Origin of the sequence: Serratia sp. 22264 (assembly GCF_052045345.1) — a bacterium.
GTDB lineage: Bacteria > Pseudomonadota > Gammaproteobacteria > Enterobacterales > Enterobacteriaceae > Serratia > Serratia plymuthica.
On record NZ_JBQEOY010000004.1, the window covers coordinates 43824 to 56405 of the forward strand.

The 12582-nt window shown below is 59.3% G+C and carries 7 protein-coding genes; 6 read left to right on the plus strand and 1 reads right to left on the minus strand.

Features of this window, described 5'->3' with window-relative positions; genetic code table 11:
• Positions 1 to 48: 48 nt before the first annotated feature.
• The 3 genes from budA to ACTJJ1_RS16015 all read left to right on the plus strand — a co-directional run bounded on the left by budA (position 49) and on the right by ACTJJ1_RS16015 (position 4332).
• On the plus strand, positions 49 to 828 hold the full coding sequence (gene budA / locus ACTJJ1_RS16005; protein ID WP_004947651.1) for an acetolactate decarboxylase: 780 nt from the start codon (positions 49 to 51) through the stop codon (positions 826 to 828).
• Positions 829 to 870: 42 nt separating this feature from the next.
• The gene (gene alsS / locus ACTJJ1_RS16010; protein ID WP_063177426.1) at positions 871 to 2556 is read left to right on the plus strand and encodes an acetolactate synthase AlsS; all 1686 of its coding nucleotides are present in this window, start codon (positions 871 to 873) and stop codon (positions 2554 to 2556) included.
• Between the two features lie 180 nt (positions 2557 to 2736).
• Entirely contained in the window at positions 2737 to 4332 is a 1596-nt protein-coding gene (locus ACTJJ1_RS16015; RefSeq protein WP_004947644.1) for an ABC transporter substrate-binding protein, read from the plus strand.
• 46 nt (positions 4333 to 4378) lie between these two features.
• On the opposite strand, the gene ACTJJ1_RS16020 is transcribed toward ACTJJ1_RS16015, so the two are convergent.
• The gene (locus ACTJJ1_RS16020) at positions 4379 to 6658 is read right to left on the minus strand and encodes a TonB-dependent siderophore receptor (RefSeq protein WP_440834447.1); all 2280 of its coding nucleotides are present in this window, start codon (positions 6656 to 6658) and stop codon (positions 4379 to 4381) included.
• 308 nt (positions 6659 to 6966) lie between these two features.
• Between ACTJJ1_RS16020 and fes the strand changes: the two genes are divergently transcribed.
• From fes to ACTJJ1_RS16035, 3 genes are read left to right on the plus strand one after another with little or no spacing between them, the layout of a single operon-like run.
• Entirely contained in the window at positions 6967 to 8340 is a 1374-nt protein-coding gene (gene fes / locus ACTJJ1_RS16025; protein ID WP_440834449.1) for an enterochelin esterase, read from the plus strand.
• On the plus strand, positions 8315 to 8521 hold the full coding sequence (locus tag ACTJJ1_RS16030) for an MbtH family protein (RefSeq protein ID WP_004947636.1): 207 nt from the start codon (positions 8315 to 8317) through the stop codon (positions 8519 to 8521). Before fes ends, ACTJJ1_RS16030 begins: the two co-directional genes overlap by 26 nt.
• A gap of 32 nt (positions 8522 to 8553) precedes the next feature.
• Positions 8554 to 12498, plus strand: coding sequence for an enterobactin synthase subunit F (locus ACTJJ1_RS16035; protein WP_440834451.1), 3945 nt, complete (start codon positions 8554 to 8556; stop codon positions 12496 to 12498).
• Positions 12499 to 12582: the final 84 nt, after the last annotated feature.

A 12582-nucleotide genomic window follows, 5' to 3' on the forward strand; every position in this document is an offset into this window, starting at 1 on the left:
TTTGAACGCGCGGGGGCATTTCGCACCGTGCTGGTGGAGGAGTACGTAATGAACGAAAAGCAGGGTTGTTCCTGTGCGCACCATTTGGTGCAGGGTTTCGCCAGGCAGTCAGTGATTGCCGGGGAGGGCGAAATCTATCAAATCTCGCTGATGAGCGCGTTAATCAGCGGCGTCTACGAAGGGGAAGTGACCATTGCCGAATTGCTTCGGCACGGCAACTTTGGCCTGGGCACCTTCAACCACCTCGATGGCGAATTGATCGCCTTTGATGATGAAATTCATCAACTGCGCGCCGACGGCAGCGCGCGACCGGCCAGGCATGATCAGAAAACCCCTTTTGCCGTTGTCACCTTTTTCCAACCAAGCGTTACCCAAAGCTTCGATCGTCCTATCACCAAAGCGCAACTGCACCAGTGCATTGATGAGCAGGTGGCTTCGCCGAACCTGTTCTGCGCGGTGCGCGTCGACGGTGAATTCAGCCACGTGGAAACCCGCACCGTGCCGCGTCAGGAGCGGCCCTATCGCCCGATGTTGGAGGCAATCGAGGAGCAACCGACCTTTGCCTTTCTCAAGCGGCAGGGAACCCTGGTTGGCTTCCGTTCGCCGGACTATATGCAGGGGGTCGGCGTAGCCGGTTATCACGAGCATTTTGTTACCGACGATCGCAGCGGCGGCGGCCACGTGCTGGATTATCAGCTCGACCACGGTCGCCTGCAATTTGGGGTGATCACCCGTCTCAATCTTCAATTGCCGCATGATGCGGATTTTCTGCGCGCCGACCTCTGTCCGGAGGATTTGGACCGCGCGATTCGTTCTGCCGAGGGTTAATTCCGCGACAGCCGTTGGTGTATTTTTCAGGAGGTGTGTTCCATGAACAAGGCAAAAACAGACAATAACTGGGCGTGTGGCGCAGATTTGGTGGTGAAAAATCTGGAAGCGCAGGGCGTCAAATACGTGTTCGGTATTCCGGGGGCGAAAATCGACCGGGTATTCGATTCGCTGGAAGACGCGCCGTCGATAGAAACGGTGGTAGTGCGGCACGAGGCCAACGCGGCGTTTATGGCGGCGGCGGTCGGGCGGTTGACCGGTAAGGCGGGGGTGGCGCTGGTTACCTCCGGGCCTGGCAGTTCCAACCTGATCACCGGGCTGGCGACCGCCACTTCGGAAGGGGATGCGGTGGTGGCGATCGGCGGTGCGGTGAAGCGCGCCGATAACCTCAAGCAGACCCACCAGAGCATGGATACCGTCAGCATGTTCCGGCCGGTGACCAAATATTGCGCCGAAGTGCATGCCGGCGTGGCGATTTCCGAAGTGATCGCCAATGCTTTCCGTCATGCCGAGTTTGGCCGGCCTGGGGCGTCGTTCATCAGCTTGCCGATGGACATCGTGAACGAACCTGTCAGTGCGCCGGTACTGGCGGGGGGCCGCCTGCCACGCATGGGGGCCGCCGCCGCCGATGACATTCGCACGGCGGTAAAATTGATCCAGCAGGCGAAGTGTCCGGTGATGCTGTTGGGTCTGCAGGCCAGCCGCCCGGAAAACAGCGAAGCGGTACGTCATCTGTTGCATCGCACCCATATGCCGGTGGTGGGCACCTATCAGGCAGCGGGGGTGATCGACGTCAATCATTTCGCCAGGTTTGCCGGCCGCGTCGGGTTGTTCAACAACCAGCCGGCCGATCAACTGTTGCAGAAAGCCGATCTGGTGGTCAGCGTCGGCTACGGCCCGATCGAATACGATCCCTGCATGTGGAACAGCCAGGGCAAACTGAAGCTGGTGCATATCGACGTGTTGCCGGCGGATATCGATACCTGTTACCGCCCGGACGTGGAGCTGGTGGGGAATATCAGCGCGACCCTGGATATGATGACCGAAGCCTTCAGCGCCGTGGTGAGCGTGCCGGCAGAGGTTGAACTGATCCTCAGCGATCTGGGGCGGCAGCGTACCGAACTGGCGGAACGCGCCGCACGCCGTGGCGGCATGCCGATCCATCCGCTGCGCATCGTGAAAGAGCTGCAGGATATTGTCAGCGACGACGTCACGCTGTGCGTGGATATGGGCAGTTTTCACATCTGGATCGCGCGTTATCTCTATAGCTTCCGTGCAAGACAACTGCTGATCTCCAACGGCCAGCAGACTATGGGGGTGGCGTTGCCGTGGGCGATTGGCGCAGCGCTGGTGCGCCCGGGGGACAAAGTGGTGTCAATCTCCGGCGACGGCGGTTTTATGCAGTCGAGCATGGAGCTGGAAACCGCGGTGCGGCTGAAAAATAACATCGTGCACGTGATTTGGGTGGATAACGCCTACAACATGGTGGAAATGCAGGAGGTGAGTAAATACCGACGCAAATCCGGCGTGGAATTTGGCCCGATCGATTTTAAAGCCTATGCGGAATCCTGCGGTGCGGTAGGGTTTGCCGTGCAGTCGGTAGATGACCTGCGACCGATGCTGCGCAAAGCGATGGACATTCAGGGGCCGGTGGTGGTGGCGATCCCGGTCGACTATGCCGACAACTACAAACTGATGGCGCAGATGAACTTCAGCCAGATGATTTAATTTCATTATGTCGGTTAACCACGGGGAGCGGCCTTTGCGGCGCACCCCGTTTTTTATGCTCGAAATTTGTGCTTTACAACCCTAACTGCATGATTTATTGGTATCCGTCGGGTCCGTTTTCTATACCTATGAATGTCGAGTTACGGCCAGGCGACGGGTATAACCACTGGGGATGGCAGGATGAAAAATAAAGCACTCACGATGACGCTGGGATTGTTGGCTCTGGCGATGATGGGCGGTGCGCACGCCCGCACGCTGGTTTATTGTTCCGAAAGCTCGCCTGAAGGGTTCAACCCGCAGTTGTTTACCTCGGGCCCCACCGTAGACGCCAGTTCTGCGACAATCTACAACCGGCTGGTGGATTTCAAGACCGGCACCGTCGAGCTGCAACCCAGCCTGGCGGAAAGTTGGGAAGTGAGCGAGGACGGCAAGCAGTACACTTTCCATCTGCGCAAGGGCGTGAAATTCCAGAGTAACAAGTATTTTACCCCAACCCGCGACTTCAACGCCGACGACGTGATTTTCTCCTTCATGCGGCAAAAAGACGCCAATAATCCGTATCACAAGGTCTCCAACGGCGCTTACACCAACTTCGAATCCATGGAGTTCGGCACGCTGATCGACAAGATTGTCAAAGTGGACGACAGCACCGTGCGCTTTGAGCTTTCGCGCGCCGAAGCGCCGTTCGTGGCCGATCTCGGCATGTATTTCGCCACCATTTTATCGGCGGAATATGCCGATGCGATGCTGAAGGCCGGCACGCCGCAGCGGGTCGATAACGACCCGATCGGCACCGGGCCGTTCCAACTGGTGCAGTATCAGAAAGACGCGAAGATCCTCTACAAAGCGTTCGACCACTATTGGGAGGGCAAACCTAAGATTGACCGTCTGGTGTTCTCGATAACCCCGGATGCCGCGGTGCGTTATGCCAAACTGCAAAAAAATGAATGCCAGGTGATGCCATTCCCCAACCCGGCGGATTTAGCGCGGATGCGGCAGGACCCGAACATTCAGGTGATGGAGAAATCCGGCTTGAATATCGGCTTCCTGGCGTTTAATACCCAGAAAAAACCGCTGGATAACGTCAAAGTGCGCCAGGCGCTGGCGATGGCGGTGAATAAACCGGCGATTATCGAAGCGGTGTTTCACGGTGCGGGCCAGCAGGCGAAAAACCTGCTGCCGCCGACCCAGTGGGGCAGCAACGACAAGATTGAGGATTATCCGTACGCGCCGGAGAAAGCCAGGCAATTGCTGAAGGATGCCGGTTTGGGCCAGGGTTTTGCGATTGACCTGTGGGCGATGCCGGTACAGCGGCCTTACAACCCGAACGCCAAACGCATGGCGGAGATGATCCAGTCCGATTGGGCGAAGATTGGCGTGAAGGCCAACATTGTCACTTTCGAGTGGGGCGAGTACTTGCAGCGGCTCAAAAATGGCGAACATCAGACTGCCTTGGTGGGGTGGACCACGGCCAACGGCGATCCGGATAACTTCTTCGGCCCGTTGTTTACCTGTGTTTCGGCCAATGGCGGTTCAAACTCGGCCAAATGGTGCTACCCGCCGTTTGATAAGCTGATCCTGCAGGCGCGTGAAGAGAACGATCATGCCAAGCGGGTGGCGCTGTATGAGCAGGCGCAGGTGATGATGCATGAGCAGATGCCGGCGTTGATGATCGCCCACTCGACCATTTTTGAGCCGGTGCGCAAGGAAGTGAAAGGTTACGAGATCGACCCGTTCGGCAAGCACATCTTCAAACAGGTATCGCTGGAGAAATAATAAAAAGGGGGCTGCGTGGGCAGCCCCCGATCTTTCTCGACAGGCATCAGAAATGCGTGTTGATGCTCATATAATAAGTGCGGCCCGGTTCGTTGTAGGTTGCAGCACCGGCTCCGGCGATGTTGATGGCGCCGGTGTTGGGATCGCCAACGTTTTGCGCGTTGCCGGCGCGGAACTGGCGTTTGTCGAACAGGTTGTCGATGCCGGCGGTGACGCTGACGTTTTTGGTGACGTCATAGGTGGCGCTGGCGCCGACGATGGCGTAAGGGCTGACCTCGCGGGTTTCGCTGCCGGTCGCCGGTTTACCCTGATAGTTGTACTTTTTCGGCTTCTGACGGCCGTACCAGGTCAGGGTCGATTGCATTGACAGTTCCTGGGTCGCCTGCCAGCTCAGCGTCGAGTTGATGGTGAATTTAGGGATCACCGACAGATAATCGCCGGTGCTCTTGTTCTTGTTCTCGATCATGTAGGTGGCGTTGTTGCTCCAGGATACGGTCTCGCTGACCGGTACGTTCAGCGTCCCCTCCAGGCCCTGTACGACCGCTTTCGGCACGTTTTCCCACTGATAAACCGCCGTACCTGTGCTGCTGGTGGCGATTTTGCTGTTGCCCGCCTCGATCTTGTTGCGGTAATCGTTGCGGAAGTAAGTCACCCCGGCCAGCCAGCCTCCATTATGGAACTCCAGCCCGATCTCTTTGTTGACGCTGGTTTCCGCCTTCAGATCGTCGTTGCCGAGCAGATAGCAGCCATTTTTGGTGTCGCTGGCCGCACAGCCTTGCCCCTTGCTGTACAGCAAATAGTTTTGGTTGGTCTGGAACAGCGTCGGCGCTTTGTAGGCGCGGGCGATGCCCATTTTCAGCGTGAAGTTGTCGCCCAACTCTTGCGACAGGTTTAGCGCTGGGCTCCAGTTATTGCCGGCCTCGGAATGGTGATCGTAACGCAGGCCGGGCGTCAGCATGGTGCTGTCGGTCAACTCGATATTGTCTTCGGCGAACAGCGAGAAGATATTCGCCGAAGCGTAAGGGCTACGAGTGCCGGTCTCTGTGTCAGGAATGGTGCCGCCCATCAGCGTTTGGCTGGTTGACGTGCCATCCTTCATGCGCTGCTGGTTCCACTCGGTGCCCAGCGTGGCGGTTTGCGTGACGCCCAATTCAAACGGCACGCTGACTTCGCTGTGCGCCAGAAAATCGTCCAGCTTGGTGGTGCCGAAGCCTTCATTTTTGGTGTCGAAAATACCCTCGGTGCCGCCGGCCAAACCTTCGTTCAGACGCGTATTACGCGTGCGCTCGAACCGAATGTAATTGTTGGTGCCGACGCCGTTGTCCCAGGCGCCGCGATGGTTGAGGCCGAAGGTTTCGCGGTAGATGCGGTTGGTCTCTTTGCCGTAGTTGCTTTGTACCAGCGCGTTGGTGTTGGTGTTTTGCGTATCGCCTGCGTACAGGTTGCCCTGGCGGCCATAGGAATATTCAAACTCCAGCGACTGCAAGCGGGCGAAGTCCCAGTGCAGCAGGGCGTCGATGTTTTTGTCGACCACCCCTTCACGCCCGGAGGGAATGCTGCTGGCATAAGCGCCTACGCGTTCGGATTTGTGCGATTCGTTGATATCCCAGGCGTCGGCCTGCGTTTTGCTGTAGCCGCCGAACAGGCGGAAGCTCAACTGGTCGCTCAGCGGGCCGGACAGGCTGAAGTCGGTGCGCTTGGTAGATCCTTCCTGCTTATGCTGCGGCACGTTGAAATAAGTGTTCAGCGAGCCGTGCAGATCTTTGGTGCTCTTTTTGGTGATGATATTGACCACGCCGCCGGCGGCGCCGTTGCCATAGCGTGCAGCGGCCGGGCCACGCAGCACTTCGATGCGTTCGATCATCTCCGGTGGCACCCAGGCGGTATCGCCGCGGCTGTCACGTTCGCCGCGCCACCCCTGGCGCACCGAGTTGCGGCTGCTGGCCGGAATACCGTCGATCAGAATCAGGGTGTTTTCCGGGCCCATGCCGCGAATATCGATCTGGCGGTTGTTGCCGCGCTGGCCGCTGGTGGAGTTGCCGGTCAGGTTAACGCCGGGCATGGTACGGATCAGTTCGCTGATATCGCGCGCCGGAGGGCGTTTTTTGATTTCGTCGGCGGTGATGGTGGACACCCCCGGAGCCTGCAGGTTTTGTCGGGCAGCGGTGACGACAATGGTGTCCTCGGCGGCGGCTTTTTTGCCTTTGGCGGCGGTATCGGTTTCTGCGGTGGTATCAGTTTGCTGTGCGGCGTGCGCAAAGGCGGACGCGCCTAACCCTAACCCGATGAGTGTGGCTAAAGAATAACGTGAAAGTTTGCGGTTCATTTGAGTGTTCCTACCTTGCTGCCTTTCCCGGGGCCGAAGACAGGCCTCCGGCAGAGAGAAGGGCGGTTGTAGTTTTTGTGATCGCGGAAATAAAAATCCAACAGACCGAGACGCAACGGCATTGGATTCGGCGCTAAAAAGCGGTATCCGTCCCTGTTGAAAAATACCTGCTCTGTTTACGAGCCTTAACACACTATTGCAAACGCAAATAATTATCAATAGTATTCGGTTTACCGTTTTTAGGCAGCGCCTCGCGCCGCGAATGTGCCGGCGTTCTTGAAGCTGCCAGCTAAAAGTGAATAGGCGTTTTGAAAACAAAATCCGAGTCAGAAAGCAGCAGATTATTATCGAGCAAGCACGCCGGGCGTCATGGATGGTGGCTGAATATCGCCAAACGCGGTACGCCGCTGGTGGAGCTGCAAGGAGATGGGCGAGGGAAGGTCACATTTTTATGGCGTGATCCTCAAGGATGTGAGCTCACTTCAGCCTATCAACGCGTCTGGATCCACATCAACTGCCTCACCGATCATCATCAGCCCTCGCCACCGCAGAGCTTGCAACGGCTTGAAGGGACCGACGTCTGGTATTGGCAAACCGAGCTGAACGCCGACTGGCGTGGCAGTTACTGCTTTATGCCCTGCATGGACGATCGGCCGCTGACGCTCAGCGATAACGATGCGCACGCCAATATGCATTCGGTCCGTCACTGGTGGCATCAGGTGTTCGCCAGCGCCACCCACGATCTGCTTAATCCTCATCACTCCTGGTTCGGCGCCAACGGCAACGTCTTGTCCGGCCTGCATATGCCGGCGGCGCTGCCGCAACCGGCCTGGCAGGATTTCGACCGTTATGCGTCGGCCTGCGGGCGCTGTACCCCGGCACCGCCCGCCAGGCTGCAACGCCACAGCTGGCACAGTGCGCGGCTGGGCAATACCCGTAACGTTTGGGTTTACACCACCGGCGACAGCAACCCGGCGCAACGGCCGTTGGCCCTGCTGCTGGACGGCCAGTTCTGGTCGAGCAACATGCCGGTCTGGGATCCGCTGATGCAACTGACTCGTGAAGGCAAACTGCCGGAGGCGGTGTATCTGTTGATCGATGCCATCGATCAAAAACAGCGTGCGCATGAGTTAGCCTGCAATGAAGATTTTTGGCTGGCGGTGCAGGAAGAACTGCTGCCGCAATTGGCTGAATGGGCACCCCACAGCGGCAACCCTGCAAGCACGCTGGTGTGTGGACAGAGCTTCGGCGGCCTGTCTTCGCTGTATGCCGGTCTCCACTGGCCGCAGCGCTTTGGCGGCGTGATTGCTCAGTCCGGCTCTTTCTGGTGGCCGCGTCGCGACATGTACCAGCAACCTGCCGTGCCGGCCGATGCCGGTTGGTTGCTGCGCCAGGCCGAACAGGGCGTTGGCCGCAAGGGCGGATTGAAGGTGTTCATGGAGGCCGGCACCCACGAACAGGTGGCGCGCAGGGTGAATGATCGGATGGCGGATGTGCTGCGTGATGCCGGCCATCAGGTGCAATACCGGGTGGTGGAAGGCGGGCACGACTCTCTGTGCTGGCGCGGTGGGTTGATCGACGGGCTGCAGGCGCTGTGGGCGGATCAGCCTGCGGCGCCATTCGCCAAGCTAACTTTCAACGTCCAAGGAGTCCGTGATGGAAACTCTGAACCCGTTCGATGATGAACAGCAAATCTGCCTGATTCTGCAAAACGATGAGCGGCAATACAGCCTGTGGCCTGATTTCAGCGCAGTACCGGCGGGGTGGACGCCGGTTTTCGGCCCGGCGGTACGCTCGCTGTGCGTGAGTTGGCTGGAACAGCATTGGCAGGATATGCGGCCCGCATCGCTGCGTAAGGCGTGATGGCGCCATTACCGTTAACAGGAGTCAGTCCCTTGTCAGACCCTATTTTATTACCGACCGAAGAGCAGCTTGCCACTGAATTGCCGCTGGTCGCCGCGCAACCTGGCATCTGGGTGGCCGATCAAATATCGCCTTACGCCAATGCCTATGCGGTTTCCCACTATATCGAACTCAGCGGCCCACTGAACGAAGAGCGGCTATTGCAGGCAATTGCGCAGGGGTTGTCCGAAGTCGATACCCTTCAGCTCCGTTTTGAAGAGCGGGACGGGGTGCCGGTACAGTGGCATGACGCCGACCTGGCGATCCTGCCGACGGAATATCTCGATCTGCGCGGCTCTCCCGATGCCCTGGCGGCGGCGCAGGCGATGATGCAGCTGGATATGTCCGGCGATTTGCGCATCGGCAGCGGCAAGGCGCTGTACCGCCATATGGTGATCCGCCTGTCGGATCGGCGTTGGTTCTGGTATCAACGCTACCACCATATTCTGGTCGATGGCTTCAGTTTTACCGCCATTGCCCGCAGAATCGCCCATATTTACAGCCGCATACTGAACGATGAACAGCCCGATCCGACGCCGTTTACCTCCTTCAGCGAGGTGGTGGCGGAATATCAGCGTTACCAGCAGTCGGCAACCTGCCAGCGCGATGCCGCTTTTTGGTTGAACAAAGCGCAGCAGTTGCCTGCGCCGGCCACGCTTTGCCCGCAGCCGCTGGCCGGGCAGACGCCAACCACCCGCATCCACCGGTTATCGCAGCTGTGCGATCGTCAAGATTTTACCCAACTGGTGAACGCCAGCTCGCAGCAGTTCAGCGTGGCGGATATGGCGTTGGCGCTGGTGGCGCTGTGGGTGTCTCGCCTGAGCGGCCACGGCAGTTTCAGCGCCGGTTTCATCTTTATGCGCCGCACCGGTTCTGCTGCGCTGTGCGCCAACGGCCCGGTGATCAACGTATTGCCGATCGAAATGCACCTCGATCCCCAGGCCACGCTGTGCGAGATCGCCGGCGGTATCGGCCGTGAGTTGAAAACCGTTCGTCGTCATCAGCGTTACGAGGCGGAACAAATCCAGCGTGATTTGGGACGTATTGGCGATGCCCAGCCGCTGTACGGCACCGTTTTCAACTTTAAAATGTTCGATTTCCAGCTGGATTTCGGTGATATCGAAGGCATTACTCACGAGTTGGCCTCGGGGCCGGTACGGGATCTGGAGATCGCGCTGTATCTCGACGAGGCCGGCACGCTGAAGGTGGATCTGCTGGCCAATGCCGAACGTTATCAGCGCGATGAGCTGGCGGCGCATTTACAGCGTCTGCCGCTGTTGCTGCGTCAGTTTGCCGCCCGGCCGCAGATGCCGATTGGCGAAGCCGATTTGTTGACCGAACAGGACCGTCAACTGCTGGCCGGGGTTAACGACACCGCTCATCCGGTGGCGGCGCAAACCCTCAGCGGCCTGCTGGCCGAACAGGCGCAGAAAACCCCGGACGCCCCGGCGCTGAGGGACGCGCAATACCGGTTCAGCTATCGCGAAACCCGTGAACAAGTCACCGCACTGGCGCGCCAACTGACGGCACAGGGGGTACAGCCCGGCGATATCGTTGCCGTTGCGCTGCCGCGCTCGGTGTTCCTGTCGCTGGCGCTGATGGCGATTGTCGAAGCGGGGGCCGCCTACTTGCCGCTGGACACCGGCTACCCTGACGAACGCCTCGGCATGATGCTGGAAGATGCCGCACCGCGGCTGATCATCACCGAACCTACCCAGCAGGCGCGTTTTGCCGGCAAGGGAGAGATCCTGCTGTTTGATGCGCCTCTGGCCGCTGACTGCGCGGCAGAGGTGGAGCTCAACGGGCCAACGCCGCATCATCCGGCTTACATCATCTTTACTTCCGGTTCTACCGGGCGGCCGAAAGGCGTGCTGGTGGGGCATCAGGCGATCGTCAACCGTTTGCTGTGGATGCAGCATCAGTATCCACTGGCGGCGAACGATGTGGTGCTGCAGAAAACGCCATGCAGCTTTGACGTCTCGGTGTGGGAGTTTTTCTGGCCGTTGATGGTGGGCGCGCAGTTGGTGATGGCACCGCCGGAGGCGCACCGCGATCCGCAACAGTTGTTGGAGTTGATTGACCGGCATCGGGTTACCACGTTGCACTTCGTACCTTCGATGTTGGCGGCCTTTGTCGGTGCGCTGGACAACCCGCCGGCGGTGGCCTGCTGTGCGCCGTTGCGGCAGGTGTTTTGCAGCGGCGAAGCGCTGCCGTCTGAACTGTGTCGCCTGTGGCAAAGCCGTACTGGCGTGCCCTTGCATAACCTGTATGGCCCGACCGAAGCGGCGGTGGATGTTAGTTGGCATCCGGCCTGGGGCGAGTCGCTGGCGGCAATCACGGGCGCCAATGTGCCGATCGGCCTGCCGGTGTGGAATACCGGGCTGCGCATCCTGGATGCGCGTCTGCGGCCGGTGCCGCCGGGCGTGGCCGGCGATTTGTATCTTACCGGCGTGCAGCTGGCGCAGGGCTATCTTGGCCGCCCGGAACTGACCGCCAGCCGCTTTGTGGCCGATCCCGAAGGCAACGGCGGACGGATGTACCGTACCGGCGACGTTGCGCGCTGGCTGCCGGGTGGCGAAGTGGAATACCTCGGCCGCAGCGACGATCAGCTAAAAATTCGTGGTCAGCGCATTGAGCTGAGCGAAATCGACCATGCATTGCTGTCGCTGCCGGGCATTAAGCAGGCGGTGACCCATGCGCTGGTACTGGGCGATACGCCGGCAGACACCGGCGGTGGGGATGCCCGCCAACTGGTGGGTTACCTGGTGGCCCAGCCTGGCGTGCGCCTGGATCTCGACGGCCTGCGTGCCGCCTTGGCCGATCGCCTGCCGCCACACATGGTGCCGGTGGCGTTGGTTGAGATGGACTCTTTACCGCTAAGCGCTAACGGCAAGCTGGATCGCAAAGCGCTGCCGCAGCCGCAAAACGGCGTCAGGGCTGCGGGCCGTGAACCTGAACCCGGGCTGGAGACGGCGATCGCTGCGGTATTTGCGCGCTTGCTGCAACGTGAAACCGTATTTGCCGACGATGATTTCTTTGCCCTCGGCGGCCACTCGCTGCTGGCCATGCGGCTGGCGGCGGAGCTGCGGCGCGAGTTGGGCAAGGCGGTTTCGGTAGGGCAGGTGATGGTCGCTTCCCGGGTGGAACAGCTGGCGCAACTGCTAACGCAAGAATGTACCCAGGAAGAAGCCGACCAAGCCGGTTTCGACAGCGTATTGCCTCTGCGTTCCACTGATGGTCCTACGCTGTTCTGCCTGCATCCGGCTTCCGGATTCTCCTGGCAGTTCAGCGTGCTGCCGCGCTATATCGATCAACATTGGTCACTGGTGGGCATTCAGTCGCCACGTCCGGATGGTCCGCTGGCGCTAAGCGAAAATATGGATCAGGTTTGCGAGGCGCATCTGGCGACGGTATTGCAGGTTCAGCCTCATGGCCCGTACCATTTTATCGGTTATTCGCTGGGTGGTACGCTGGCGCAGGGGATCGCCGCCAGGCTGCAAGCGCGGGGTGAAGAGGTGGCCTTCCTGGGGCTGCTGGATACCTATCCGCCGGAAACGCAAAACTGGGACGTGATGCTGGATGACAATGTGCTGAAAGAAGTGCAGCGCGAACGCCAGCAGTTCCTGGCGGTATCGGAAGATACGCTGGATCCGGCACTGGGCGAAACCCGGGTGGCGATGTTCGATAATATCGAAGCCAACTATGCCGATTCGGTACGTCTGCTTTCCGCGACCCATACGGCGAATTTCAGCGGGCAGGCGACGCTGTTTGTCGCGCGTCAGACGTTGCAGGAAGGGATGGACGTGCAGCAAACCTGGGCGGAATATGTGGATGCCTTGCAGGTTCATGAACTGGATTGCGCGCACGTAGATATCGTCTCACCGGCGTCGTTTAAGGTGCTGGGGCCGTTGTTGAATCGCATTCTAAGAGCGCTGTAATACCCTCTTTCAAGCAGCACCCTTGTTACTTGTACGACAAGGCCCATTCATGGGCCTTGTCCTTTCAGGAGCGCTGCGAACCGC

Excerpts from the sequence above, each read along its gene's own strand:
- budA (WP_004947651.1), top strand. The coding sequence starts at position 49 with ATGAACGAAAAGCAGGGTTGTTCCTGTGCGCACCATTTGGTGCAGGGT.
- alsS (WP_063177426.1), top strand. The coding sequence starts at position 871 with ATGAACAAGGCAAAAACAGACAATAACTGGGCGTGTGGCGCAGATTTG.
- ACTJJ1_RS16015 (WP_004947644.1), top strand. The coding sequence starts at position 2,737 with ATGAAAAATAAAGCACTCACGATGACGCTGGGATTGTTGGCTCTGGCG.
- ACTJJ1_RS16020 (WP_440834447.1), bottom strand. The coding sequence starts at position 6,658 with ATGAACCGCAAACTTTCACGTTATTCTTTAGCCACACTCATCGGGTTA.
- ACTJJ1_RS16030 (WP_004947636.1), top strand. The coding sequence starts at position 8,315 with ATGGAAACTCTGAACCCGTTCGATGATGAACAGCAAATCTGCCTGATT.